This is a genomic window from Variovorax sp. RTB1 (assembly GCF_035018765.1).
GTDB lineage: Bacteria > Pseudomonadota > Gammaproteobacteria > Burkholderiales > Burkholderiaceae_C > Variovorax.
In genome coordinates this window covers 24,019-49,951 of sequence record NZ_JASJXG010000038.1, presented here as the reverse complement: position 1 = coordinate 49,951, position 25,933 = coordinate 24,019, and the positions used below count along the sequence as shown (strand labels likewise).

The window sequence follows — 25,933 nt, the reverse complement described above, 5'->3', positions numbered from 1 at the left end:
GTAGGAGTCTGCCCGACCAGGGCGTCTGGCGCTGTCGGAAAAAGCCGCGCGTTCGCGGCTGCGCTCACGCGGTACGAGGGGTGCGCGCGGACTGGCCCAGGCGGCTGTCAGCCTGCAAGAAAATCCTGGATCAACTCGGCCACGCGTTCCGGCCGATCGTGATGCAGCATGTGACCGGCATCCTCGATGCGCGCAACCCGTGCGTCTTTGACCGACTTCAAGCGCGCGTGGTACTCATCCAATGAGTAGCGGCCCTTCCACCATTTGCTCAGGCTGTCGTCGGCCGCCTCGACCGCCAGCAGCGGTGCGGTGATGCAGGCGTACAAGGCGAGCACCTCGTCGACCCGAAAGATGTGCGCGTTGATGATCTTGTGCGCTGCATCGCCCAGGATTTCCCAGCGCTCGTTGCCATCGGCGTTGAGGCTGGTGCCGGCCCAGTGACTCGCCAGCCAGTCCGCTTTGTCCTGAGTCAACTTCGGGTTGGTCTTCATCAGGCGGCGCGCCACGCCGTCGGCGGCCGGGTAGGCGGCCAGCGCCATTTCGCCGCGGTGCAGGCGCTTGAGTTCGTCGATCCATTTGCCATAGCGCTGCGGCGCTTCGCTTGGCGCCAGGCCGGGCATGCCGAAGCCCTCGAGGTTGACGAGCCGGCGAATGCGCTGCGGCCGCACGCCGGCGTAGTGCATCGCGACGTTGCCGCCCATGCTGTGCCCGACCAGGTCGACCGCCACGCTCTCCGGGGCCCCTGCCTGACCCACGTAGTGGTCGAGCAGCCAGTCCAGATCGGCCAGGTAATCTGGCATCCAGTAGTTGTCGACGCCGCCACCTTCGGTCAGGCCGAAGCCGCGCCAGTCGGGTGCGATAACGAAGCGCTCCTCGGCCAGCGCATCGACCACGAACTGCCATGAAGCGCCGACGTCCATCCAGCCGTGCAGCAGCACCAGCGGAGGCCGCGTGGCCGATGGCTGGCCCCAGAGCCGCACGTGGTAATCGAGGTTTCGCACGGGCACGAATTCGCTGCGGGAGACGCGGAGGGCTTGGTACATGACCTCGATGATATGCAGGCACCGGGCGCTGCGCTGTCGCACACGAGCCCCAGCGCGGGCCTGCACGCGACAGCGCTGGCGGCGGTAGCATTCCGGCCATGAAAAACATCCCATTCGAAAAAGTCAGGCTGGGCCAGAGCGATCTGCGCGTCACGCCGATCTGCCTCGGCACCATGACCTTCGGCGAGCAGGTCGACGAGCCCACTTCGCATGCCGTGCTGAGCCGTTCGCTCGAGCGCGGCATCGATTTCATCGATACCGCTGAAATGTATTCGGTGCCGACGCGGCAAGAGACCTACAGCGTGACCGAAAGCATCATCGGTCGCTGGTTTGCTGCCAACCCGGGCGCGCGGCAAAAGCTGACGCTGGCGACCAAGGTGGCCGGCCCGTCGCGCGGCATGCCTTGGGTGCGTGAAGGCACCGGCATGACGGCGACCGACATCGTGGCGTCGTGCAATGCCAGCCTGAAGCGCATGCAGACCGACGTGATCGATCTCTATCAAATCCACTGGCCCGAGCGCAACACGCCGTTGTTCGGACAGATCTATTTCGACCCGACCAAGGAGCGTACGCAGACTTCGATTCACGAGCAGCTCGAAGCGCTTGGCGGTCTGGTGAAGGAGGGCAAGGTCCGCTACATCGGCTTGTCGAACGAGACGCCGTACGGCGTGCACGAATTTGTTCGTCTCGCCGAGCAGCATTCGCTGCCGCGCATCGCGACGGTGCAGAACGTGTACAGCCTGATCAGCCGCGCACTGGAGAACGGGCTGGACGAAACCATGCATCGGCTAGACGTGTCGTTGCTGGCCTATTCGCCGCTGGCTTTCGGCCTGTTGACCGGCAAGTACGACGAGAGCGGCACCGAAGGCCCCGATGCCCCCAAGGGGCGCATCTCGGGCTACGAGTCGGTACGCAAGCAACGCTGGGGCCGCCCCGATGCATTGCGCGCCTCGCGTGCCTACAACCGCCTCGCGCGCGACAACGGCATGACGCCGACGCAGCTGGCGCTCGCCTTCTGCTACACCAAATGGCAGGTTGCCAGCACCATCATCGGCGTGACGACGGTGGCGCAACTCGAAGAAGACCTGAATGCGTGGGGCACAACGTTGTCGCCCGAGGTACTGGCCGAGATCGACAAGATTCGCTGGGATATTCGCGACCCGGCGATGTGAAAAAGGAGCACGGCAGCGAGACGCCTGCTTGATCGACGCCGAGCCGGTGCAATGCGCGCTGGCAGAATGAGCGACCTTTTTTGTCGAGGCCGGAGCCTGCGTTGAGTTCATATCTGCCATTCCCTGCCGCCGCCATCATTGCCATCGTCGCGGCCTACCTGATCGGCTCGCTGTCGTTCGCGGTGATCGTGAGCAAGGCCTTTGGCATGGCGGACCCGCGCAGTTACGGCAGCGGCAATCCGGGCGCCACCAATGTGCTGCGCTCGGGTAACAAAACGGCGGCGCTGGTGACCTTGCTGCTGGACGCAGCGAAGGGCTGGTTACCGGTTTTTTTGATCCGGCACTTCGGCGCGGAATGGGGCGTGGGTCCGGGCGTCGAAGGCATCGCCGCGGTGGCCGGGCTCGCAGCGTTTCTCGGCCATTTGTATCCGGTGTTCTTCTCGTTCAAGGGCGGCAAGGGTGTTGCCACAGCGATCGGTGTGATCGTCGGCATCGCGCCTTTGTTGGGGCTCGCGACGTGCGCGACCTGGGTCATCATCGCGCTGTTTTTTCGGTACTCGTCGCTGGCCTCGCTGGCGGCTGCGTTCTTTGCACCGTCCTACTACCTGATCGGCGGCAACATCGCCTGGCCCGTGCATCGCACCGTACTGGTCGCGCTCATCCTCATGAGCTTGTTGCTGTTCTGGCGGCATCGTGAAAATATCCGTCGGCTCGCTGCCGGCACCGAGTCGAAGCTCGGCTCCAAAAAGAAAGTTTGACCATGCCCGAAATCACCCGCTTCCACGTCGGCCCACGCTTGTCCGAAACCGCCGTGCACAACGGCACCGTGTACCTCGCGGGCCAGGTGCCGGACGACACCACGCTGGACATGCGTGGTCAGACCGCTGAAGTGCTCGGCATGGTTGAGCGACTGCTTGCGGAAGCGGGCAGCGACAAGTCGCGCATCCTGATGGCCCAAATTTTCTTGAATGACATTGCAGACATCACGGTGATGAACGAGATCTGGGACGCATGGATTCCGGCAGGCCACACGCCGCCGCGCGCCACGGTGCAGGCCAAGATGGCGAATGCGGCCTACAAGATCGAGATAGTCGTCACCGCCGCGCAGCTCTGAGCTCGCGCCTTCGCAGGCGCTTCAGCATCGCTTCAGAAGCGTTTCTCCAGCACCATCTGATCGGCGTCGCGCCGCATCGAGAAGCGGTTGATGAAGCTGTTGCCGAGCAGGATGAATGGCATCGACTGCTCCGACACGATGGCGTCGACGTCGTACACCTCGACATCCCCGACTCGCACGGAATTGAGTCGCAGCCGGTAGCCCGCCGTCACACCGTTGGCCGTGCTGACGCGCACTGGCGTGCCCTTGCTGTAGTCGAGCCCGATGCGCGTGGCATCGGCGGCCGACATCGCAACCGTGGTGGCGCCGGTGTCCAGCATGAAGTTGACCGTGCGACCGTTGATGGTGCCCTGCGTCATGAAGTGGCCGCGGCTGTCGGCCGGCAGCACGATGCGGTTGCCACCGCCGCTCGGGCCGCCGCCACCGATGCTTGCGGGCGTGTCCATCCGCAAGGCAATGCGCTTGCCGCCTGACTCGACTGTGGCCTGTTCGGCCTGCAGCGCGACCAGCTTCACGCCCTGGAAGGTCTCGCCGACGGCAACAGTCTTGGGTGCGCCTCCGTTGACGATCAGGATGGCCCGGCTGCCTATGGTGCCGGTGAGCATCACCGAGGTTTCGGCCTGCGCGAGCACGGAAGCACTCGCGAGCATCAACGCCGCTGCGAGCCGCAGGCCAAACACGTCAATCCCTGAAGTTGTTGAACGACAGCGGCATGTCGGGCACGTCCTTCTTGATGAGTGCCATGGCCGCCTGCAGATCGTCGCGCTTGGCGCCGGTCACGCGCACCGCATCGCCCTGAATGGCGGAGGTGACTTTCATCTTGCTGTCTTTCAACAGGCGCGTGATCTTCTTGGCCTGCTCGCTCTCGATGCCGCTCTTGACCTTGATGACCTGCTTGACCTTGTCGCCGCCGATCTTCTGCACGTCGCCCTTGTCGAGAAAGCGCACGTCGACGCTGCGCTTGGTGAGCTTGGCGCGAAGGATGTCTTCGACCTGCACGAGCTGGAATTCAGCGTCGCCGATCATGGTGATCTCCTTGTCCTTGAGCTCGACCGCAGCGGCCGTGCCCTTGAAGTCGAAGCGGGTGCCGATTTCTTTGGCGGTGTTCTCGACGGCGTTTTTGACCTCGGGCAAGTTGGGTTCGCAGACGGTGTCGAAAGACGGCATGGACGTTCCTGATTCTGGGGGACTGAGTGCGACAATTCTCCCATGATCGTGGAGTCCAACGTCCCCCTGCAGCCTTACAACAGCTTTGGCATCGTCGCGCGCGCGCAGCATCTGGCGCGCATCACCGGCGAGGCGGATGTGCAGGCACTGCGCGACGATGCCGAGTGGCGCGATGCGCCGCGCTTCGTGCTCGGTGGCGGCAGCAACATCGTGCTCACCGGCGACGTCAAGCAGCTGGTGCTGAAGGTCGAGATCAAGGGTTTGCGGCTGGTCGAAGAAACGCCGCGCGCATGGATCGTCGAGGCGGGCGCTGGCGAAAACTGGCACGAGGTGGTTCGCTGGACCGTGGAAAACGGCTTTCCGGGGTTGGAGAACCTGGCGCTCATTCCCGGCACGGTCGGCGGCGCGCCGGTGCAGAACATCGGCGCCTATGGCGTCGAGCTGCAAGACCGCTTCGAATCGCTCGATGCGATCGACATCGACACCGGCCGCACCTTTACGCTCGATGCCGCGCAGTGCGCTTTCGGCTATCGCGATTCGGTATTCAAGCACGTGCCGGCCAGCCCCAACGACTTCGGGTTGGCGGGCCGTGCACTGATCACCCGCGTGCGCTTTCGCTTGCCACGGCCGTGGAAGCCGGTGCTCGGCTACGTCGATCTTGAAAAGAAGATGGCCGAGGCAGCCAACATCGAGCCGACCGCCATGCAAATCTTCGACTGGATCGTCGCAATCCGCCGTGCCAAGTTGCCCGACTGGCGGGTGCTCGGCAATGCCGGCAGCTTCTTCAAGAACCCGACAGTCACACCCGAGCAGTGCGCCGACATCATCGCGCGCGATCCCAAGATCGTGCACTACCCGATGGACGACGGCAGCATCAAGCTGGCGGCCGGCTGGCTCATCGACGCCTGCGGCTGGAAAGGCAAATCGGTTGGCAACGCTGGCGTGTACGAGCGCCAGGCGCTGGTGCTGGTGAACCGCGGCGGCAATGCCGACCCGGTGACGGGCGGTGAGGTGATGACGTTGGCCAAGGCCATACAGACCAGCGTGTACGAGCGTTTCGGTATCCGGCTGGAGCCCGAGCCGGTCGTGGTCTGAGCATGCGTGCCGAGCGACCAGGGCGCGGTGCATCGACGCTCGTTGCCAAGGCGGTCGTCGACCTGCTGCACCCGAATTTTCGGCACCGCATCACTGGCTTGATGTGGGCGCGCCGCGGCCTGTGGGTGATCGCGGTGCTGTCGCTTTTTGTGCTGAGTCGTCAATTCGGCACGCTCATCGCCGTGGTCATGTTGTGCCTGCTGCTGGCACAGGCGCTCAAGGCGCGGGAAACCAGCTTGCGCCGCCAGTTCGTGCGTGAAGCGGAGCTGCCGCGGTTCCTGGTCGGCAAGCTCATCCAGGCTTATCCATCGATGGGCCAAAGAGATGCCGAGCTGGTGCTGCGCGGCCTGCGTCAGTTCTTCATGGCGCATTTGCGCAGCGACAAAAAGTTTGTCGCGATGCCATCGAAGCTGGTCGATGCGGCGTGGCACGAGTTCATCCTGCACACGCAGGGCTACCAGCGCTGGTGCGAGGCAGCGTTCGGCGTCATGCTGCATCACAGTCCGTCCGAAGTGCTGGGTCGCGACGCGCGCCGCAACGACGGGCTGCGCCGCAGCTGGTACTGGGCCTGCAAGGAAGAGAGCATCGACCCGCGCAAGCCGAGCCGGTTACCGCTGCTCTTCGCGCTCGACGCCAAGTACGGAGTGGCTGGCGGCTTCACCTACGTGCCCGACTGCAAGGCGACGGCACGCCACGACGGTTCGACCACTCAATGCGGTAGCGACTTCAGCAGCTCAGACAGCGGCTCGGGTGATGCCGGTGGCTTCGGCGGCAGCGAGTCGACGAGCAGTGGCAGCGGCGATGGCAGCTCGTCGAGCGACGGAGGCTCGTCCGGAGACAGCGGATCGGGCTGCGGCGGCGGGTGCGGTGGAGGCGGCGGCGACTGACCCGTCGCAGCCTTCAAGCCCTCCGCCGGTGGCTCAGCCGAAGTGGCAGATGTAGCTGTACGGCTCGCCGGTCACGCGGATCTGGAACGACGCATTGCCGGGCACGCTGAATTTTTCGCCGGCGCCCGATTTCTTCCACTCGGTCGTGCCGGCCAGCTGGTATTCGCAAGTGCCGCTCACCCCCTCCATGATCTCCGGCGCGCCGGTACTGAAGGTGAGGGTCGACGGCAGGATTACGCCGATCGACTTCTTGGTGCCGTCGGCCTGGGTGAAGCCGTGGCTCACGCATTTGCCGTCGAAGTAGACGTTGGCCTTGGTGGTGACGCTCACGTCTGCGAAGGTTTCAGTGGTCATTGCGAACTCGCTTTTCAGGGGCCGCGATTTTAGTTGCCGCAGCGCCTGACGATTCACATCACCCCATGAAGCCGAGGTTGCGCGTGCTGTAGTTCTTCAGGTTGGGCAGCACGGAAATCTGGTCGCTTGGCGACACGCCGAACCAGTTGGCCAGCGTGGCTCCGAACTGGTCGACGCCGGTGGTCGGCACCAGCCGACCTTGCCCCACGTCGTCGGGCCCGTCGTTGGCCAGCGTGGGCGCGGCGCCGATAAACGACTTGCCCTTGACGGCATCGCCCATGACGAACTGCACGCCGCCCCAGCCGTGGTCGGAGCCGCTCGAGTTGCTGTTGAGCGTGCGGCCGAAGTCCGACGCGGTGAACGTCGTGACTTGCTGCGAGACACCCAGGTCTTTTGTCGCCTGGTAGAAGGCCGACATGGCGTTGGCCACACCCGCGAGCAGCAAGGCGTGCGTGCCACCGGCACCGCCCAGGCCATCGTGGTTGTCAAAGCCCCCCATCGAGACGAAGAACACCTGCCGCTTGGCATCGAGCGTGCTGCTGACGGAAATCATTTTGGCGACGAGCTTCAACTGATCGGCCAGCGAGTTGCCTGTCGGAAAAGTCGTCGCGACATCGGCACCGGCGAGTGCGCTGCTGAGCTGGTCGTTCGCGGTGAGCGCGCGACGCGACACCGCGGCGTAGCTGTTCTCCAGCAACTGGGTACGCGTGTTCATCATCAAACCGTTGAGCGCGGTCGAGCAAGCGGCTGATCCGAACATCGCCGACTTGATGCCAGCGACCGAGACCGGTCCGCTCGAAGCCACTTGGTATTGCGACACCTGGCTGCCCGACAGGTAGACCGCGTTGCCAGCCACCGACACGCAGGTGAAGGTCGCGTTGCCGTTGCCGCCGGCCAGCAGGTCGCCCATGCGCCCGCCCCAACCCGACGATGCACCCTCGGGCGCCGAGGCCTGCCAGTACGAGGATTGATCGTTGTGCGAGAAGAGCTTGGGTGGCAGCGGAACCGAGCGCGCGTTGTACTGCGCCTTGGTCGTCGGCTGCACCAGCGTGCCTACGTTGAGCGCGATCGACAGTGCACCAGTGTTGAAGATCGGCAGCAGCGGTGCGAGCGTCGGCGCCAGTGCGTACTGGCGGCCGTTTGGCAAGGCGATGGCAGGTGCGAGTACGGTCGACGCCAGCAGGTCGCGACCGATCGCGATGTTGCTGCGCAGACTGTTGTACATGTTGTAAGTGGGCTGGTCATAGGCGACCAGTGTGTTGGCGTAGTCGTTGCCGCCATACAGAAAAATGCAGACGAGTGCCTTGTAGTCGCCGGCCGTGGCGGCTGCCGCCTCGCCCATGGCAGCCAGGCTGAGCGCCCATGGCGTGGCCGACGCCGCGATCGACAGCGCGCCGGTGCGACGCAAAAATTCACGGCGCGATGCGTTGTCGGGCTGGACGCCCGGGAAGTGAGCCGACGAAGGAGGCCGGCCGGAGCGAAAAGAAGAATCTGTCATGCGGCGCGTTATTTCTGGACGATGTATTCGGGGGAGGCCAGCACGAGCGTGAGGGCGGCATAGACGCGGTTCAGCTTGCCGGTGTCGTTGTCGGCCGATATCGTGTCGACGGCAGCCTTGAGCGTGGCCAGCGTGGCAGCAGACAGCTCGCCGCCCGCCAGCACCAGGTTGATTTCGTCGAGCAACGCCCCTGAATTGGCGGCAATGGCGGTCAGCGTGCCGTAGTTGGGTTTGAGGTCAGTGAGGATCTGACCCGACACCGCGCTCTGCATGAAGTTGACGTAGCCCGACACCGTCGACTCGTTGGTGATTTGAAACTCCGGCCCGTTGAGGTTGTATTTGCCGAGGTCGCTGTTGGTCGGCACGTAGCCTGGCCTGAAAAAGTTGAAGACGGATGGCGAATGCATCGGGCTCTGGCCGAGGCCGTCGGCCGCGCTCGACAGGTCGCCGATGTTCCACGCTCCGCTCGCCGAAGTTGCGGCCCAGCCGCGCGCCCAATTCAGGAATCGCACGACCGGCTCGCGCAGCTTACCGAACGCGATCGTCGTACTGATGAACGGATTGCGTGCCTCGTCGTCCAGGAGGATCTGACGAATCACCGCCTTCATGTCGCCGCGAACGCCGCTGCCGTTGTTGATGAAGGCATTGGCGACGCGGTTCACATAGGCCGGGCTCGGGTTGCTCGTGACCAGACGCTGAATGAGCTGGCGACACACGAACGGCGGCATGTTCGGGTGATTGAAAAGCGTGTCGATCGCACGGGTAAGGCTGTCGATGGCGCCGGCCTGGGTCTTGGGGCCGGCCGGGATGGTCGTGCCGAGGAATGTCTTGGCACCTTCTTCGTAAAGCGCGCTCAGCTGAACCATTGGCCGGGTGTAGGCAGACGGCGTTTGCTGGCCGCCGCTGGTGTCGTCGTACCAGCCAGTAAACACTCGAGCCAGTCCGCTGACGTCGGCTTGCGTGTAGGTTTCGACCGGTGCGTCGTTGACCAGCACCTGCGAACCATCGTTGTTCAGCTTGTACAACCCGATGGTGAACAGCTGCATGATTTCACGCGCGTAGTTCTCGTCTGGCTGGCTGCCGGTGGTCGGGTTCGCCAGCTGATTGCCGACAAACGTCAGGTACGTGCCCATGGCCGTGGTGCGGCTCACTTCCAGCAGCAGGTTGCGATAGTTACCGAAGGCATTGCTCTCCAGCACGTCCAGGAAGTAGCCGACCGAAAACTGAGGGTAGTAAGCGTTGAACCCGTCGATCGACACGACGAAGATTTCAGTGAGGGCCATCACCATGCGCTGGCGCAGCAGGTCTGGGCTCGAAATGAACTTGCGCCACACCGTGTTGTCGAGGCCGTTGACTTGTCCGAGGTAGGTGGCCGACCCGTATCCCTGGCCCGACAGCCAGTCGACGTGCGTCTGGCTGCGGGGCAGGGCGAACTGTGCATCGATCCAGGCCGAATAGCTCATCGCCTGCATCGCGGTGATCTGCGCCTTGGTGGCGCCCGGCGAAGCCTGCGAGAGGAAACGCGCCGCATCTTTGTTATTTGCGGGTGTGGTGTACGTGGTGGTCGCCGCACCTGCGACGATCGGCGAGTCGGGAATCGCGACACCCATGGTGGGTTGGGCGGCATCCGCGGTTTTCGTTGTCGTGCTGGGGGCGGCCAGACCGGCAAAGCTGCCGCCGCCGCCTCCACCCCCGCCGCCGCAAGCCGTCAACAACGCAGCAGCGCCCGCAGGAACTGCCGCAATCGCGGCAAAGTCCTTGATTTCATCGATGGGCAAAGCCGGAGGAGCCGGCGTAACGGTCCCCTGATGAATTGACTGACTGGGCCCACTCTTTGCCTCGAACGGCGCCTCGAGGCATTGAAGTTCTCTCATGTATTCGTCAACTTTTTGGTGAAAAACAAACGGATTTTAAGAACCGTTATGCATTTCTAAGCCAAAACTGTGTAACGCGCAGTGTTTTTTCCTACACCTTTCTTAGTGTGCGTCCTACAGCAAGCGCGAGAGACGTTACCACCTGAAACCTCAACGCCAACCGCCGCGATGCCATCCCCCGCCGCCGCCGCCCCAGCCTCGTGAATAGCCGAGGTTGAGCGAAAGGCCGATCGGTGATGCGTAGTACGGCTGTGGGTATGCGTAGTACGGCTGTGGGTATGCGTAGCCGGGCTGTACGTACACCGGGGCAGGATAAGCAGCGGCATATCCGGGTTGAACGTAAACCGGCGCCGGGTAGGCCGTCTGATACACGGGAGCGCCGCCACTGCCGGACACAACGACGCCTGGCTCCGGCGTCACGTTCTGCCAGGCGGCAGGATCACTTGCGCGCTGACCGCTTTCCACCGGTTCGATTTGCGATGACAGCACCGGGCTGGTCGTGACCCCCATCGCGCTGATCTGAATCGGCATCGTGCGGCCGGGCGCCATGTCGGAACGCGTCGTGTAGCGGCGGCCAGCGTACTCGTACGTGACGTTGTAGCCGCCGTCTGCGAGTTGGGTGCTGGAAACCACACGCGCCTGCTCGATGTGCGATGCCGGCTGCGCATGCACAAGCGGTGCGCCCGAGCCGAGCGCCGCCAACAGGGTAAGAACTGCGATGTTGCGAGTCGAGATAACCATTTTTTTTTACTCCTGATGGCGAGGGCCTTCCCCGCGTTGAACTTGTTGGATGCGATTGTCGGCGTCAGGTTCAGTGCCTGCCGGTCGGCCACGTTTGCCTTTACCTGGCGTTATTGAATCTACTTGGGCAGTTGCGATGCTTCTTGCTGCCATTGCCCAGCGTCGAACCCAAAGGTGGTACTGCCGTTCGTGCCTTCCCATGCGACTACCGGCCGCTTGATCAGGCTGGGATTCGCAAGCAGTACCGCCTTGGCCGACGCCGCATCGACTACCAAAGCGCGAGCCGCGTCGTCCAGCCGTCGCCAGGTGGTGCCGCGACGGTTGACCAGCGTCTCCCATCCTGGATCGTCGAGCCACTGGTCCAGCAACACTTCGGGCACGCCGTCCTTCTTGAAATCGTGAAGGCGGTAGGCAAGGCCTTTGTCGGCCAGCCAGGCTCTGGCGCGTTTGACGGTGTCGCAATTGGGGATGCCGAAGAGGGTGATCATTTGCGATGAATGATGCCGCTCCGGCGCGTCGGCGACAATCCCGAGTCCCATGGAAACCCTCGCCGATTGGCTCGCACACGCCGAGCGCCTGCACGCAAAGAACATCGATCTCGGCCTGGACCGCGTGCGCCGCGTCGCCGCGCGGATGGGTCTGAAGTTCGATTGCCCCGTCATCACCGTCGCCGGCACCAATGGCAAGGGCTCGACCTGCGCCATGCTCGAGTCGATCCTGACGCACGCCGGCTATCGCACCGCGGTTTACACGTCACCGCATCTCGTGCATTTCGAGGAGCGATTGCGGCTGGGGGGCGAGCAGGTCGAAGCCGCCAAATTGTTGCCGCACTTCGCTGCAGTCGAAACGGCGCGGGAAGAAATCAGCCTCACATACTTTGAGCTCACCACGCTGGCGCTGATGCGATGTGCCGCAGCTGAAAAGCCGGACATCGTCATCCTCGAGGTCGGGCTCGGCGGTCGTCTCGATGCGGTCAATATCATCGACGCCGACTGTTCGGTCATCACCAGCATCGATCTCGATCACATGGATTTCCTGGGTTCCGATCGGGAGAGCATCGGTTTCGAAAAGGCCGGCATCCTTCGCACCGGAAAACCGGCCGTCGTGAGCGATCCGATGCCGCCGCAGAGCGTGATCGATCACGCCGAAGCGATCGGCGCCGACCTTTGGTTGTTCGGCCGCGACTTCAATGTCTCTGGCGATCCTCAACAGTGGGGCTGGTCGGGTCGCGGCCGCCGCTACAGCGGCATGGCATACCCGGCCCTGCGCGGCGCCAACCAGTTGATCAATGCGGCAGGCGCTCTCGCCGCACTCGAAGCGGTGCGGCCCTTGTTGCCGATCACGGCGCAGGCCGTGCGAACCGGCCTCGCGATGGTCGACTTGCCGGGCCGCTTCCAGATCGTGCCGGGCCAGCCCTCGCTTGTACTCGATGTGGCGCACAACCCGCATGCCGTCGCGGCGCTGGCCGAGAACCTCGACGCGATGGGTTTCTTTCCGACCACGCATGCCGTTTTCGGCGTAATGGTGGACAAAGACCTGGCAGCGATGTTCGCGCGCATCGGGCCGCTGATCGACCGCTGGTACTTCACGGACCTACCGACACCTCGCGCCGCCAAAGCAGCCGACATGATGGCACTCTGGCAAGCGCAAAACACCCGTACCGACGTCGCGGCCACGGTGCATGCGGCGCCGCTCGAAGCGCTCCAGGCAGCCATCGATCGCGCAGACCCCGCTGATAGAATCGTGGTCTTCGGATCGTTCTTCACAGTGGGCGGCGTGCTGGTGAACGGAACACCTCGTCTGCAAGCCAAACACCTGTTGTCAAGCGCCCGATCGGCCTAAGCCGACAGTGCAGTCCGCGGCGCATTTTTCTTTTCTTTCGCTGCACACATCAGGGACCGACTTTCATGGCGTTTTTCAAGTTCCGCAACCGCGGTTCTCAAGGCAACGAAGGGCGCAGCGCCAGCGTCGCGTCACCGCCGGCCGAGAGCGTCGAAGCCATGCGCCGCCGGGCCCGGCATCGTTTGCTCGGCGCCGCGGTGCTGGTGCTGGTCGGTGTCATCGGTTTTCCGCTGCTATTCGACACGCAACCGCGGCCGGTTTCGGTCGATATTCCCATTGAAATTCCCGATCGCAACAAGGTCAAACCGCTGACCGTGCCGACCACTCCGGCGCCTACGTCCGCTGCGCCGGACGGGGACGGCGGCAAAGGAAGCGCCAGCACACGCATCGCTGCCGCATCGCCATCGAGCGCCATGATCACCGAGGCCGCCGATGGCAGCGAGATTTCGGCGAGCAAACCGGTGACGACTGTGCCAGTCCCCAAGCCTGATCCCAAGCCCGAGGTGAAGGCCGAAGCCAAGCCCGAGCTGAAGCCAGAACCAAAGCCCGAGCACAAGCCGGAAGTCAAGCCCAAGCCTGAAGTGAAAGCTGAAGCCAAGCCGAAACCTGAACCGAAGTCAGAGGCCAAAGCGGAGCCAAAACCCAAGCCGACGGAAGTGAAGGCGGCCTCCAGCGAAGACGGCGCCCGCGCCCGCGCCTTGCTCGAAGGCAAGGTGGCCAGCAGCGCCGCCGCCACGACGGCCACCGCCTCTGCGACTTCAACCGCCAAGCAGCCCGCGGCTTCCGACGAGGCGGGCCGTTTCGTGGTCCAGGTCGGCGCCTTTGCAGATGCGTCCAAGGCACGCGAAGTTCGGCAGAAACTCGAAAGCGCCGGTCTCAAAACCTACACCCATGTGGCCAAGACGGCAGACGGTGAGCGCACGCGCGTGCGCATCGGCCCGTTCGCCACGCGGGCCGAAGCCGATCGCGCAGCGAGCCGCGTCAAGAGCCTGTCGTTGGCGGCTTCGGTGCTCACGCTGTAATCGCCTACGTGCTGCAGTGGCCTTGCTCGACTGGATCGGTATTGCAGTGCTCGTGGTGTCGGTGTTGCTCGGCTTGATGCGCGGGCTGGTGTTCGAGGTGATTTCGCTGGCGGGCTGGATTGCCGCCTTCTTGTGCGCGCAGTGGTTTGCCGGGCCGGTGGCGGACTGGTTACCGATCGGTGAGGCCGGTGCCGTGTGGCGCTACCCGGTCGCCTTCGTGCTGGTGTTCATTGCGGTCGCTTTCGCTGTGGGGCTGGTGGCTTCATTGACGCGCCGGATGATCACCGCGGTGGGGTTGCGACCGGTCGACCGCACACTCGGCGCCGCTTTCGGTCTGGTGCGCGGCGCCGTCGCGTTGATGGTGGTCGCGGTGGTGGTTCATTTGTTGGCGTTGAGCGGCGGAGCCTTGTGGAAGGAGTCGCGCGGCGCCATTGTTCTTGATACGGCCTTGCAGGGCGTGAAGCCCGTTTTGCCGGAAAAGTTGGCCAGTTACCTTCCTTGAGAGGATTGTCCCCATGTGCGGAATCGTCGGCGTTGTCAGCAACGCTCCTGTGAATCAACTGCTCTACGACGCCTTGCTGCTATTGCAGCATCGCGGTCAGGACGCAGCCGGCATCGTGACCTTGCTGGAGCGCAAGTTCTTCATGCACAAGGCCAAGGGCATGGTGAAAGACGTGTTTCGCACGCGCAACATGCGGGCACTGCCCGGCAACATCGGCTTGGGCCAGGTGCGTTACCCGACCGCCGGCAATGCCTACAGCGAAGAAGAAGCTCAGCCGTTCTACGTGAACGCGCCCTTCGGCATCGTGCTCGTGCACAACGGGAATCTGACCAACGCGCATGCGCTGCGGGCCGAACTGTTTTCGACCGATCACCGCCACACCAACACCGAGAGCGACTCTGAAGTTCTGCTCAACGTGCTCGCGCACGAACTCGAGCGCGCGACGCGCGGCGTGCCATTGCACTCCGAAGAAGTCTTCGCTTCCGTCACCAGCATGCAAAAACGCCTACGCGGCTCGTATGCCGTGGTGTCGATGATCTCCGGACACGGCCTGCTGGCGTTCCGCGACCCGTACGGCATCCGCCCGTTGTGCATGGGACGCAACGCCGATGGCGTGATCATGGTGGCGAGCGAGTCGGTCGCGCTCGAAGGTTCGGGCTTCAAGTTCGAGCGCGACATCGCACCGGGCGAGGCGGTGTTCATCGATCTGCAAGGCCAGGTGCATTCGCGCCAGTGCGCCGAGACGGCGACCCTCAAGCCATGTATTTTCGAGTTCGTCTACCTGGCGCGGCCCGATTCGACACTCGATGGCATTTCGGTCTACCAGGCGCGCCTGAACCTGGGCGAAGCACTGGCCAAGCGCGTGGTGTCGACGGTGCCGCCGAGCCAGATCGACGTGATCATCCCGATCCCGGAATCGAGCCGGCCGAGCGCCACGCAGCTGGCGCATCTGCTCGGCATCCCGTACCGCGAAGGCTTCGTCAAGAACCGCTACGTCGGTCGCACTTTCATCATGCCGGGGCAGGGCATTCGCAAGAAGTCGGTCCGGCAAAAGCTCAACGTGATCGCCAGCGAATTCAAAGGGCGCAATGTGCTGCTGGTTGACGATTCGATCGTGCGCGGCACGACCAGTCGAGAGATCGTGCAGATGGCGCGCGACGCCGGTGCCCGCAAGGTCTACTTGGCAAGCGCGGCACCGCCGGTGCGCTACCCCAACGTCTACGGCATCGACATGCCGACCAAAGACGAGTTGGTGGCACACGACCGCACCATCGAAGAGATCCGCGAACTCATCGGTTGCGATGCGTTGATCTATCAGGACGTGGATGCCATGAAGCGAGCCATCGGTTCACTCAATCCCAAGCTCGACGGCTTCGATGCCTCGTGTTTCGACGGCGTGTACGTCACCGGCGACATCGACACTGAGTCGATCAACCGCATGAACGGCAGCCGACCGCGCATGGAGGAGACGGAAGAAGACTCCTCGCGGCTCGCGCTACCGAATTTCTCTGAATAGTGCTCCGAATAACCTGCGAAGAAGCGAAAGAATCCGTGACCGATCGATCCTTGCCACCCGGACTGCACCGCGACACGCTGGCCGTGCGCACCGCGTTGCCGCGCAGCCAGCACGGCGAAAACTCAGAAGCTTTGTTTTTGACCAGCGGCTTCGTGCAGCCCGATGCAGAAACATCGATGCGCCGGTTCGCCGGCACCGAAGAAGGCTTCACCTACGGGCGAACGTCGAACCCGACGGTCACCAGCTTCGAGCAGCGGCTCGCAGCGCTGGAAGGCACCGAAGCGGCCATCGGCGCATCGACCGGCATGGGTGCGATTCTCATGATGTGCATGGGTCTGCTGAAGATGGGCGATCACGTGATCTGCTCGCGTTCGATGTTCGGTTCTACGCTCAATCTGTTCGCCAAGGAGTTCGCAAAGTTCGGCGTCGAAACCAGCTTCGTTTCGCAGACCGATGTGACCGAATGGCGTGACGCGTTGCGCCCCACCACCAAGCTGCTGTTCGCCGAGACGCCGACCAATCCGCTGACCGACGTTTGCGACATCCGCGCGCTCGCAGACCTTGCGCACAGCGTGGGCGCGTTGCTCGCGGTCGACAACTGCTTTTGTTCGCCAGCGTTGCAGCGGCCGACCGAGTTGGGTGCCGATCTGGTGATTCACTCGGGCACCAAGTACCTCGACGGCCAGGGCCGCGTCATGGCGGGCGCGATTTGCGGGCCTTCGCGGTTGATCGTCGATGTGTTTGGGCCGGTGGTGCGTACCGCAGGCATGGCGCTTGCGCCGTTCAATGCGTGGGTCGTTTTGAAGGGCCTGGAGACGCTCGGCATCCGCATGCAGGCGCAGTGCGCGAATGCTTTGGCTGTAGCCGAATGGCTCGAAACGCAGCCGGCTGTTTCGCGCGTCTACTACCCGGGCTTGAAGTCGCATCCGCAGCACGAGTTGGCGATGCGCCAGCAGTCGGGGCAGGGCGGTGCGGTGCTGTCGTTCGACGTGCGCGGCGGCGACCCGGAAACGGCGCGTGCCAATGCATTCCACGTCATCAACAGCACGCGCGTCGTCAGCATCGCGACCAACCTCGGCGATACGAAGACGATCATCACGCACCCCGGCACGACTTCGCATGGTCGCCTGACCGAAGCGCAGCGCCAGGCGGCCGGCATCGGGCAGGGCTTGATCCGGCTCGCGGTCGGCCTCGACCATATCGACGACATCAAGACCGACCTGCTGCGCGGGTTCGACACACTCAGTACCTGATCGCTTTCATGACCGGCAAAGTTCGCACCCGCATCGCTCCTTCCCCGACGGGTTTTCTGCACCTCGGCACCGCGCGCACCGCGCTGTATTCGTGGGCCTACGCGCGGCATCACGGCGGTGAGTTCGTGCTGCGCATCGAAGACACCGACGTCGCACGTTCCACGCAGGATTCGACCGACCAGATCCTCGCCTCGATGCACTGGCTCGGTCTGGACTACGACGAAGGCCCGATCTATCAGATGCAGCGGTTGGCGCGCTACCAGGAAGTCATTGCACAGATGCTCGCGGCCGGCACCGCGTACCTCTGCTATTGCACCCCGGCCGAGTTGGAAGAAGTGCGTGAAGCGCAACGTGCGCGCGGTGAGAAAACTCTGTACGACGGTCGCTGGCGCCCCGCGGCGGGCAAGGTGCTGCCACCGGTGCCGGAAGGCGTGCCGCCCGTGGTGCGCTTCTGCAATCCGACGCGCGGCGACGTGACATGGGACGACCTCGTCAAGGGCGAGATCACCATCAACAACCGCGAGATCGACGACCTGATCATCCTGCGGCCCGATGGTGTGCCGACATACAACTTCGCAGTGGTGGTCGACGATTGGGACATGGCGATCAGCCACGTGTTTCGCGGCGACGAGCACATCAACAACACGCCGTGGCAGATCAACATCTTCAACGCGCTCGGCGCGCCGCTGCCGCGATTCGGCCACGTGCCGGTGATCCTCGGCGACGATGGGCAGAAGCTGTCGAAGCGGCGCGGCGCAGTGAGTGTGACGGCGTACGAAGAGAACGGCTACCTGCCCGAGGCGATGCTCAACTATCTGGCCAGGCTGGGCTGGAGCCACGGTGACGAAGAGCTGTTCACGCGCGAGCAGATGGTGAGCTGGTTCGATGGCTCGCATCTGTCCAAAAGCCCGGCGCAGTGGGACGCGGCCAAGCTGGCCTGGGTCAATGCGCAGTACATCAAGGCGAAGCCCGACGATGCGCTCGCGCCGCTGGTTGCGGTGCAGTTGCAAAAGCGCGGCATCGTGGCCGACGAGCGGCTGCCTGCGATTTGCGCGCTGTTCAAGGACCGCTGCGACACCACGGTCGTGTTGGCCCACTGGGCTGCGGCGTTTTATGCAGATGTGACACCCGGCGAGGCCGATCGCGTGCAGCATGTCACCGAGGGGATCCGCCCGGTCGTCCTCGCGCTGGCCGACAAGCTTTCTGACGCGACGTGGGACAAGCCTTCGATCGGCGCCGCCATCAAGGAAGTGCTCGTTTCACATGGCATCAAGATGCCCGCGCTCGCCATGCCGGTGCGTGTTTTAACGATGGGAACAGCTCAGACACCATCGCTCGATGCGGTGCTTGCGTTGTTCACTCGCGAAACCGCTGTCGCAAGGTTGAGAGCGGCTTGAGTTTCAAGCTATAATTCGAGGCTCGACACCCGAGGGGGTATAGCTCAGCTGGGAGAGCGCTTGCATGGCATGCAAGAGGTCATCGGTTCGATCCCGTTTACCTCCACCATCAAGGTTGTCGAATCGGAAGTTATCGGATTAGTCCAAGGTTTTGACCCTATCGTCTAGAGGCCTAGGACACCACCCTTTCACGGTGGCTACCGGGGTTCGAATCCCCGTAGGGTCGCCAAATCGGCTTCGGTCGATGAGGCAAGCAAGTCGTCAGCACTTGGCTCTTCACAGAGTGAACGTTGTCTACCAGGAGTGGTAGTTCAGTTGGTTAGAATACCGGCCTGTCACGCCGGGGGTCGCGGGTTCGAGTCCCGTCCGCTCCGCCAGTATTTTGGGATTTGCCCAATGAAAAAAGCCACCTTCGGGTGGCTTTTTTTCGTCTGCACACCGTCCGAGTTGTATTCGACCCCCTTGGTTGCGCAGCAAAGTAGGTCCAAAATACACAAAACCCTTCACCGCCAGCATGGACCGTTATCGAACCATTGCGAACCCCCGTGAGTTGGACCCATCGTTCTCAGTGCCCTGTAAACGATGTGCCGGGCTGTTGCAGGAGTGGAACCGGTTTTGCCCGTTCTGCCTGGAAGATCAGTTCTCGCCGGTCGATGGAGATGCAGAAACAGATGCTGCAGCGGCAACCGAGTCTGCACGTCATAGATCCGCCTCCAGTAAAGAGAAAGACTCCATCGGACTCGAATTCGCGGACACCGTCCACCCGAGCGCGGCGGAGGTCATTCCAATTTCCGGCCCGGCGGGCAAGGCGCCCAACGCAAAAGGAGACACCGGGATCTCACTGGCCCAGCCCAGCGACTACTGGCAGACAGAAGTGTTGGGCGTTGGGGGTAGGACGGACTGGATGGCGCGTCTATCGCCTAAAAACCTGAAGGCTGGAATCGCCTTGGCGCTGGTAGTGATGGCGGTCGCTTTCTTGGGCGCGAGGCAAGGCTATTTCGACACCCGGAGTGATTTCAAGGTCGGCACCGAGCGAGTGCAGACAGCCTTGAATCGCGGGGATCTGAGGAGTGCCGTCCAGCTTCTCGAGGCGATCGAATCCAGTCATCCGGACGACCCCACCGTCCAATCTCTCAGAGACGCCCTCGATCTGCGCATTCAGGAGCGGTCTACCCAGCGCAGCGAACTGCTGGATGCCACCTCTCGCATCGCGTCCAACGCGTCTGTATCGGATGACTCAGCGCCAGGTGCCCCTGAGACGCCGGACGCACCGACTAGCGACCCCCTCGAGCAAGCCACTGGCCCGCTTCGAGCCTCGCAGAAAGAGTGCAGTGTGGCGCTCGCCGCATTGGCACTGTGCCCAAAAGAATAGCCGCTTGGAGGGAGCCACATGCCCATCAGATTGCTGGTAGCAGGCCTGTTGTGGATCTCTGTCGTTCTGTGCGCGACCGCGGCGCCTCGCGCTGAGTACAAGATCGTCACCGCGACGAAAACAGGCACCTACATTCAGATCGGTCGCGACTTGGCCACGCTGGTCGCGGAACCCGCCGACATTACGCTGGAAGTTCTCGAGTCGAAAGGCTCGGCAGAAAACATTCAGCGAATGCGATTCGAGCAGGGAGTCAAGCTGGCGCTTGTGCAGTCGGACGTGTACCAGGCGTTTCTGGACGAAGCCAAGGCCGGCAACGCCGACGCCGGGGACATCATCAAGCCTCTGCGCCTCATCATGCCGCTCTATGACGAGGAGATCTATTTCGTCGCGCGCGCCGATTCTCCGCTCAACAGCATTCACGAAATCAAGAACAAGAAGATCGCCGTCGGGCCCTTGGGAAGCGGCACCGCCCTCACGTCGAGAACGCTGTATCAGCTGATGTTCGGGGAGCCGCTGCCGCCTGCCAATACGCAGTACCTCAGCAATGAAGAAGCACTTGCCAAGCTCACTGTCGACAAGTCGATCGACGTTGCGATCATCGTCGCGGGTCAGCCAGCCAAGCTGTTCACCGAGATGAGGGCCGAGGCCCGCAACTACATCAAGCTCCTGAAGCTCGACGATACGGAACCCGAGTCGGCCCGCGCCAAGAAAGCTTACTTTCCTGCGGTGATACGTGCCGCCAGTTATTCGGCGTGGCTCAAGAACGACGTGCCTACATTGACCGTAAAAGCCTACCTCGTCACCTACGACTACGGACTGCAGTCGACAGTTATCAACTTGAATCGTTTTGCCGAGTCGCTCTGTGCCAACTTCGACAAGCTTCAGGCAAATGGACATCCCAAGTGGAAGCAGGTGCGGCTGGAGCTCCCACCACTGAGCCAGGGATGGCGCTACTACGCGCCGACAGAAAAACGCATGCGCGCCTGCATCGCGAAGCGGAGTGCTGTCAGTTTCTCTGCCGCTGGAGGAACAGCGCTGCCAAGTCCGAGAAACTGCACCGAGCAGGAGCTGGTGTTGGGCATCTGCAGGCGCTGACTCTGGTTATTACCGGCGGACTCGGCTGCTGAACGCGCTGCTGCACGACAGCTGACAGCTACAGGCTGTCCCCCAGAACCACATAAGCGGTCAGGCCGGTCACCATCGCGAGATGCAGCGCGAAGACTCCCCGCTTCTCTCGGGGAGTCATAAGAAATGCGGGTACACCGATCAATACGGTCAGGATGGCGAGGGGAACGAGCGGATGCATAGGGCCGTGCGTAGCCCGGGTCAGTGGGCCTATGTGGAAACCGGAGCGAATCCCCACATTTTGACGGCTGGCGAGTCGTTACTTCGGCAAAAGAACTTTGTCGACGACGTGAATGACGCCGTTGGATTGCTTCACGTCGGCGATCGTCACGTTTGCCGTGCCGCCGTTTTCGTCGGTGATCATGACTTTCTTGCCACTCGATTTTGCCGTCAGCGTGCCGCCCGACACGGTCTTCAGCGACGCCATTCCCTTGCCGTCCTTGATGGCCTTCATCAGCATCTTCGAATCCATGTTCCCGGCCACGACGTGGTAGGTCAGGATGGTGGTCAGCTTGTCTTTGTTTTCAGGCTTGAGCAAAGTGTCGACAGTTCCGGCGGGCAGGGCTGCAAACGCTTTGTTGGTCGGTGCGAAAACGGTGAACGGGCCTGGGCCTTTGAGCGTGTCGACCAGACCGGCTGCCTTGACGGCCGCGACGAGCGTCGTGTGGTCCTTGGAATTGACAGCGTTGTCGATGATGTCCTTGGTCGGGTACATCTTTGCGCCGCCCACGGTCACTTGGGCTATGGCGGAAGCGGCACCCAGGGCCATGGCTGCGGCGAGGGTGATGGAGGCGAAGCGGTGAAGATTGCGTTTCATTGGAGGGATCCTCTCGGGGTAGGCCGTCGCAAAGATGTGCGTTGGCTGCGCTTGATACGGTCCTCCGCTCACATTGGATTCGTTCGGCGCCTCAGGAGGCCGCTAAAGATTCCTTTGCATCGAAGTCCAGTTCGACCTTTGCCCCGCTCGGGTCGTGGCAAAAAAGCTGCCAGATGCCGGAGCCGACCTGTTGCCCCAGTTCGTATTTCCAGCCGCGCTGATCGAAGCGCGCCTTGACCTCGCGGAGACCTTCGGCCGTGAACGCCATGTGGTCGATCACGCCTGTGCGCTGCGTCGGCACCGGGCGGCCAAAGTACATGTGCAGTACCGCCTGCGTGCCGGTGCCATACAGCCAGGCCCCGGGAAAGCCGAGGTCCGGCCGATGACCGACGTGCAGACCGAGCAGGCCGCAATAGAAGTCCAGCGTCTTCGCTTCGTCTTCCGCGGTCACGGTGAAATGGTTCATTCCGACGATCATCTTTGTCTCCGTTTCAGTTCGTTATGCAATGAGCACCAGCGCGCCGATGCTGGTCCGGGATTCGAGCCGCGCGTGCGCCTGGGCCGCGGCATCGAGCGAGAAGCGTTCGATCACCGGCGTCCTGATGGCGCCCTCGGCCAGCGCGTTCCACACGCGCTGCGCACGTTCTGCGAGCTGTCCCGGCGCCGACACGTAGTCGAAAACCACGGGCCGCGAGAAGCTGAGCGACTTGGCGCCGAGCATGTCGGACGACAGCGCCGTCAATGCGCCGGTGGCCTGACCCAGGCTGATCCAGTGCCCGCGGCGCGCGAGCGATGCGAGGTTTTCGTCGCGTGCCGCTTCACCGAGCCCGTCGATCAACACATCGACACCGCCGCACGCATGCTGCACGGCATCGGCAAAGCGGTAATCGCGCGTGACGATGACGTGCTCGCAACCATGTTCGCGCGCGATGCGCGCCTTGGCCTCGCTCGACACGGTGCCCACCACGGTCGCGCCAAGGTGCCGTGCCCATGAACACAGCAACAGTCCGACGCCACCGGCCGCCGCATGCACCAGGATGCGCGTGCCGCGCTGCACTCGCCCCAAATCATGGAGCAGGTAGTCGGCGGTGATGCCCTTGAGCAGCAATGCCGCAGCAACCTCGTCTTCGATGGCCGGTGGCAAGCGCACCACCCATGCCGCCGGCACCGTGCGCACGTCGCAGTAGGCGCCCGGCACCGGACCGAGGTAGGCCACGCGGTCGCCTGGAAAAAATCCGTGGACGTTCTCGCCGACATCGAGCATGCCACCGGCGGCTTCCATGCCGGGCACACCGGGCGACTCTCCGGACACCGGCAGCATGGAGGGAATCCAGCCGCGCCGCAAATACACGTCGATGAAGTTGATGCCGATGGCGCGCTGCTGGATGCGTACTTCGCCGGCGCGCGGTGCCGCTGCTTCACCGCTGTGCGGCTGCAGCACGTCGGCGGCACCATAGTGCGAAAGGCCGACACATCGCGTCGACACGGGCAACGCGCGAGGCAACGAAGACGTCGTGCCGCCGCCGTGGTGAAGGTCACCGCCCTGCTGAAGATACCGCCGCAGATTGACGAAGCCGGCCTCGTACACGCCTTGCGCGACCGTTTCGCGCAACTCGCGTTCCCGTCCAGGCGGCGTGCCAAAGGTCGACTCCCAATGCCAGAAGGTCCGGCGGCCGTCGGTCACCGGCTTGAGGGTGAGCGTCGCCACGTAGCGCTGCAGCGGCAAGGTCGCCTCGACGATGCAGTAAGTGCTCTTGTGATCCTTGTCGGACAACGTCAGCAACTGCTCGCGGATTCGGTTGCCGTCTTTCAGCGTGAAGCTCCTGACGCAGCCGACCTGGTCACCACGCTCGTCGCCTTCGATGCGACTCGACTCGACCACGTCGTGCCATTCGGCATGGCTGTTGAAGTCGCGCAGGACGGCCCACACACGCTCGATCGGCGCGTCGATGATGGTCGAGCGGACGACCTTCTGAAGCATCAGCGACTACCGAAGTGGCGCTTCAAAGCATCGAAGCCGCCCTGAAAAACACCGCCGCCTATCGACTCGGTCAACTCGCGCTCACGGTCTTCGTCGCAGTCGAATTCGGCGCTCCATTCGGCGAAGCAACGCGTGCCGTCGGTCACCGGCGTCAGCTTGAGCGTGGCGGTGTAGTCGGTCACGCCCATTGGGCTTTCGAGGATCTCGTAGGTGCAGCTGTAGTCATAGTCGGACAGGGCGAGCAAGCGCTCGCGGATCGCGCCGCCATCGCGCAAATGAAAGTGCCGGATACAGCCGACACGATCGGCCGGCTGGCCGTTCTCGATCCGGCTGTCCGCGATCAGCGGATGCCACTGCGGCATGCCGTTGAAATCACGAACGCGCGACCACACACTGTCGGCGCTCGCATCGATCACGCTGGAAACGTAGACATTCACCATGCGCTGTTCCTCTTAGTCCTGCTTGGCCTTGGATGCGTTCGACGGCAGCGCAGCATGCGAGCCGCTCACATTGCCGACCAGCTTCTGGATGTCGCCGCCCTCGATGCCGATTTCGCGCAGCAACTGGTCGACCAGTGGTGCCTGCGCCCGGAAGCGCAGCGCAGAGTTGACCAAGCCATCGGCCAGACCGACGCCATCACCATCGCGCCCGCCACCGTTCGACGATCCGCCGAAGCCGTCGACCTGCAGGATCTTGATGCCCTCGATGCGCTCCATCGGGCGTACCGATTCGCGGATGATCCCCTCCGCTTTTTCGACGAGTCGCATGCGCAGGGCAGACATGCGCGCCTCGGGCGTGAGCATGTTGTGCGCTTCATTCATCAGGCGCGCCGCTTCAGCTTCGATCTCGGCACGGATGCGCAACGCCATCGAGCGGATCTTGTCGGCATCCGCATCCGCTTCGGCCTGCGCGCGGATCGACGCGCCGCGGTTGGCGCTGGCATCGCTCTCCGCTTGCGCCGCCGACGTGAGCCGCAAAGCATCTCGCTCCGAGATCAATGCAGCCGCGATCAGCTCGATGGCTTTCTTGCGCTCGGCCATCTCGACCTCGCGCGCGGTGAACACTTTCTCTTCTGCCGACACGGCTTGCGCCCGCGCCAGCTCGGCTTCTGCCTGTGCCTCGCTTTGGGCCTTGCTCTCGCGTGCGACCGCGATCGAGCGCTGTTGTTCGGCCAGCTCCAGCGACATGCGCCGCTCCAGTTCGGCGCTCTGAATGGCACGCTCCTTGCCGATGCGACCTTCTTCGATCGTCTGTTCGGATCGGATACGCGCCGCGTCGATGCTCTGCTTGGCGGCGATCTGTGCGCTCTCTGCATGTTGCTCCCGCTGTGCCCGTTCGACCGCCACTTCGGAGCGCTGACGCGAGCGCGCCATCTCGACTTCGCGCTGCTGTGACAGCCGCGCGTGTTCGCTCTCGCGATCGATTTCGAGCGACAGTTTTTCGGCTTCGAGGTTCTTGTTGCGGATCGCGATCAACGTGTCCTGTTCGACGTCGTTGCGCTGCTTCTTGCGGTGCTCGATCTGCTCTGTCAGCCGCGTCAAACCTTCGGCGTCGAAAGCGTTGCTCGGGTTGAAGAACTCCATGCCGGTCTGGTCGAGCTGCGTGAGCGAAGCGGCTTCGAGCTCCAGGCCGTTGTTGGTGAGATCTTCGGCCACCGCTTCGCGCACGCGCTTCACGTAAGCGCCGCGCTTTTCGTGCAGCTCTTCCATGGTCATCTCTGCCGCCGCGGTGCGCAGTGCATCGACGAACTTGCCCTCGACCAGCTCCTTGAGCTGATCGGGCTCCATGGTGCGCAGGCCCAGCGTCTGCGCGGCCACTGCCACCGAATCGGCATTGGCAGCCACCCGCACGTAGAACTCGGCGATCACATCGACACGCATGCGGTCCTTGGTGATGAGTGCCTTGTCGCGGCCACGGCTCACCTCGATGCGCAGCGTGTTCATGTTGACCGGTATCACGTCGTGCACGATCGGCAGCACGAAGGCGCCGCCGTCGAGCACCACCTTTTGCCCGCCCAAGCCGGTGCGCACGAAGGCGCGCTCTTTCGAGCTGCGCAAATAGAGCCAGTGAAGCAGCCAGACCGCGATGGCGACGACGATCGCGACAACGATCAGCCCGAGGATGAAACTACCGAATTGAGAACCTGACATGGACATCGTCT

General features: G+C 63.2%; 27 protein-coding genes and 3 tRNA genes. 16 read left to right on the top strand and 14 right to left on the bottom strand.

The window, feature by feature from the left end; all coding sequences use genetic code 11:
- Nucleotides 1-107: 107 nt before the first annotated feature.
- Entirely contained in the window at nucleotides 108-1,043 is a 936-nt protein-coding gene (locus QN397_RS20045; RefSeq protein WP_323498538.1) for an alpha/beta hydrolase, read from the bottom strand.
- Between the two features lie 98 nt (nucleotides 1,044-1,141).
- Between QN397_RS20045 and QN397_RS20040 the strand changes: the two genes are divergently transcribed.
- The 3 genes from QN397_RS20040 (at nucleotide 1,142) to QN397_RS20030 (ending at nucleotide 3,329) form a co-directional block, all read left to right on the top strand.
- Nucleotides 1,142-2,215: an aldo/keto reductase gene (locus QN397_RS20040; protein ID WP_323498537.1), complete on the top strand. Its 1,074-nt coding sequence runs from the start codon at nucleotides 1,142-1,144 to the stop codon at nucleotides 2,213-2,215.
- A gap of 101 nt (nucleotides 2,216-2,316) precedes the next feature.
- The gene (plsY, locus tag QN397_RS20035; protein WP_323498536.1) at nucleotides 2,317-2,973 is read left to right on the top strand and encodes a glycerol-3-phosphate 1-O-acyltransferase PlsY; all 657 of its coding nucleotides are present in this window, start codon (nucleotides 2,317-2,319) and stop codon (nucleotides 2,971-2,973) included.
- Nucleotides 2,974-2,975: 2 nt separating this feature from the next.
- Nucleotides 2,976-3,329 carry a RidA family protein gene (locus tag QN397_RS20030; RefSeq protein WP_187050981.1) on the top strand — a complete coding sequence of 118 codons (354 nt, stop codon included), beginning with the start codon at nucleotides 2,976-2,978 and terminating at the stop codon, nucleotides 3,327-3,329.
- A 32-nt stretch (nucleotides 3,330-3,361) separates the two neighbouring features.
- Here the strand turns inward: QN397_RS20030 and QN397_RS20025 are convergent, their stop codons facing one another.
- A complete protein-coding gene (locus QN397_RS20025; RefSeq protein ID WP_416352217.1) occupies nucleotides 3,362-3,979 on the bottom strand; it encodes a retropepsin-like aspartic protease family protein in 618 nt (205 codons plus the stop codon).
- A gap of 31 nt (nucleotides 3,980-4,010) precedes the next feature.
- Nucleotides 4,011-4,496 (bottom strand): YajQ family cyclic di-GMP-binding protein, encoded by a 486-nt coding sequence (locus QN397_RS20020; protein WP_187054931.1) that lies wholly within the window; start codon nucleotides 4,494-4,496, stop codon nucleotides 4,011-4,013.
- Between the two features lie 42 nt (nucleotides 4,497-4,538).
- Between QN397_RS20020 and murB the strand changes: the two genes are divergently transcribed.
- Nucleotides 4,539-5,591, top strand: coding sequence for a UDP-N-acetylmuramate dehydrogenase (gene murB / locus QN397_RS20015; protein WP_323498534.1), 1,053 nt, complete (start codon nucleotides 4,539-4,541; stop codon nucleotides 5,589-5,591).
- A gap of 2 nt (nucleotides 5,592-5,593) precedes the next feature.
- Nucleotides 5,594-6,478, top strand: a complete 885-nt coding sequence (locus QN397_RS20010) for a hypothetical protein (protein ID WP_323498533.1) — start codon at nucleotides 5,594-5,596, stop codon at nucleotides 6,476-6,478.
- A gap of 33 nt (nucleotides 6,479-6,511) precedes the next feature.
- On the opposite strand, the gene QN397_RS20005 is transcribed toward QN397_RS20010, so the two are convergent.
- The 5 genes from QN397_RS20005 to QN397_RS19985 form a co-directional block, all read right to left on the bottom strand.
- A complete protein-coding gene (locus tag QN397_RS20005) occupies nucleotides 6,512-6,832 on the bottom strand; it encodes a pyrimidine/purine nucleoside phosphorylase (RefSeq protein ID WP_323498532.1) in 321 nt (106 codons plus the stop codon).
- A 58-nt stretch (nucleotides 6,833-6,890) separates the two neighbouring features.
- A complete protein-coding gene (locus QN397_RS20000) occupies nucleotides 6,891-8,330 on the bottom strand; it encodes a DUF1501 domain-containing protein (protein ID WP_323498531.1) in 1,440 nt (479 codons plus the stop codon).
- Nucleotides 8,331-8,338: 8 nt separating this feature from the next.
- Complete coding sequence (locus tag QN397_RS19995) at nucleotides 8,339-10,108, bottom strand: DUF1800 domain-containing protein (RefSeq protein WP_323498530.1); 1,770 nt, start codon at nucleotides 10,106-10,108, stop codon at nucleotides 8,339-8,341.
- A gap of 246 nt (nucleotides 10,109-10,354) precedes the next feature.
- Nucleotides 10,355-10,945 (bottom strand): hypothetical protein, encoded by a 591-nt coding sequence (locus QN397_RS19990; protein WP_323498529.1) that lies wholly within the window; start codon nucleotides 10,943-10,945, stop codon nucleotides 10,355-10,357.
- A 119-nt stretch (nucleotides 10,946-11,064) separates the two neighbouring features.
- Entirely contained in the window at nucleotides 11,065-11,433 is a 369-nt protein-coding gene (locus QN397_RS19985; protein ID WP_323498541.1) for an ArsC family reductase, read from the bottom strand.
- 49 nt (nucleotides 11,434-11,482) lie between these two features.
- On the opposite strand from QN397_RS19985, the gene folC reads away from it, so the two are divergent.
- The 11 genes from folC to QN397_RS19930 all read left to right on the top strand — a co-directional run bounded on the left by folC (nucleotide 11,483) and on the right by QN397_RS19930 (nucleotide 20,944).
- On the top strand, nucleotides 11,483-12,787 hold the full coding sequence (gene folC / locus QN397_RS19980) for a bifunctional tetrahydrofolate synthase/dihydrofolate synthase (protein ID WP_416352216.1): 1,305 nt from the start codon (nucleotides 11,483-11,485) through the stop codon (nucleotides 12,785-12,787).
- Nucleotides 12,788-12,852: 65 nt separating this feature from the next.
- Entirely contained in the window at nucleotides 12,853-13,809 is a 957-nt protein-coding gene (locus QN397_RS19975) for an SPOR domain-containing protein (RefSeq protein ID WP_323501716.1), read from the top strand.
- A gap of 16 nt (nucleotides 13,810-13,825) precedes the next feature.
- Nucleotides 13,826-14,311 (top strand): CvpA family protein, encoded by a 486-nt coding sequence (locus QN397_RS19970; protein ID WP_187050988.1) that lies wholly within the window; start codon nucleotides 13,826-13,828, stop codon nucleotides 14,309-14,311.
- Between the two features lie 13 nt (nucleotides 14,312-14,324).
- Entirely contained in the window at nucleotides 14,325-15,827 is a 1,503-nt protein-coding gene (purF, locus tag QN397_RS19965) for an amidophosphoribosyltransferase (RefSeq protein WP_323498527.1), read from the top strand.
- Nucleotides 15,828-15,862: 35 nt separating this feature from the next.
- Entirely contained in the window at nucleotides 15,863-17,080 is a 1,218-nt protein-coding gene (locus QN397_RS19960; RefSeq protein WP_323498526.1) for an O-succinylhomoserine sulfhydrylase, read from the top strand.
- A gap of 8 nt (nucleotides 17,081-17,088) precedes the next feature.
- Entirely contained in the window at nucleotides 17,089-18,477 is a 1,389-nt protein-coding gene (gene gltX, locus QN397_RS19955; RefSeq protein ID WP_323498525.1) for a glutamate--tRNA ligase, read from the top strand.
- Between the two features lie 33 nt (nucleotides 18,478-18,510).
- Nucleotides 18,511-18,586: transfer RNA gene (locus QN397_RS19950), tRNA-Ala, on the top strand.
- 44 nt (nucleotides 18,587-18,630) lie between these two features.
- Nucleotides 18,631-18,706: transfer RNA gene (locus QN397_RS19945), tRNA-Glu, on the top strand.
- Between the two features lie 71 nt (nucleotides 18,707-18,777).
- Nucleotides 18,778-18,854, top strand: a tRNA-Asp gene (locus QN397_RS19940).
- 89 nt (nucleotides 18,855-18,943) lie between these two features.
- Entirely contained in the window at nucleotides 18,944-19,849 is a 906-nt protein-coding gene (locus tag QN397_RS19935) for a hypothetical protein (RefSeq protein WP_323501715.1), read from the top strand.
- 18 nt (nucleotides 19,850-19,867) lie between these two features.
- On the top strand, nucleotides 19,868-20,944 hold the full coding sequence (locus QN397_RS19930; protein ID WP_323498522.1) for a TAXI family TRAP transporter solute-binding subunit: 1,077 nt from the start codon (nucleotides 19,868-19,870) through the stop codon (nucleotides 20,942-20,944).
- A 58-nt stretch (nucleotides 20,945-21,002) separates the two neighbouring features.
- Here QN397_RS19930 and QN397_RS19925 read toward each other — a convergent pair whose 3' ends face one another.
- The 6 genes from QN397_RS19925 to QN397_RS19900 all read right to left on the bottom strand — a co-directional run bounded on the left by QN397_RS19925 (nucleotide 21,003) and on the right by QN397_RS19900 (nucleotide 25,922).
- Entirely contained in the window at nucleotides 21,003-21,155 is a 153-nt protein-coding gene (locus QN397_RS19925) for a hypothetical protein (RefSeq protein ID WP_323501714.1), read from the bottom strand.
- A 78-nt stretch (nucleotides 21,156-21,233) separates the two neighbouring features.
- The gene (locus QN397_RS19920; RefSeq protein WP_323498521.1) at nucleotides 21,234-21,791 is read right to left on the bottom strand and encodes a fasciclin domain-containing protein; all 558 of its coding nucleotides are present in this window, start codon (nucleotides 21,789-21,791) and stop codon (nucleotides 21,234-21,236) included.
- A gap of 91 nt (nucleotides 21,792-21,882) precedes the next feature.
- Entirely contained in the window at nucleotides 21,883-22,257 is a 375-nt protein-coding gene (locus QN397_RS19915) for a VOC family protein (RefSeq protein ID WP_323498520.1), read from the bottom strand.
- 33 nt (nucleotides 22,258-22,290) lie between these two features.
- Entirely contained in the window at nucleotides 22,291-23,772 is a 1,482-nt protein-coding gene (locus tag QN397_RS19910; RefSeq protein WP_323498519.1) for an SRPBCC family protein, read from the bottom strand.
- Nucleotides 23,772-24,212 (bottom strand): SRPBCC family protein, encoded by a 441-nt coding sequence (locus QN397_RS19905; RefSeq protein WP_187050997.1) that lies wholly within the window; start codon nucleotides 24,210-24,212, stop codon nucleotides 23,772-23,774. The genes QN397_RS19910 and QN397_RS19905 overlap by 1 nt, the downstream gene beginning before the upstream one ends.
- A 12-nt stretch (nucleotides 24,213-24,224) precedes the next feature.
- Complete coding sequence (locus tag QN397_RS19900) at nucleotides 24,225-25,922, bottom strand: flotillin family protein (protein WP_323498518.1); 1,698 nt, start codon at nucleotides 25,920-25,922, stop codon at nucleotides 24,225-24,227.
- Between the last annotated feature and the right edge of the window lie 11 nt (nucleotides 25,923-25,933).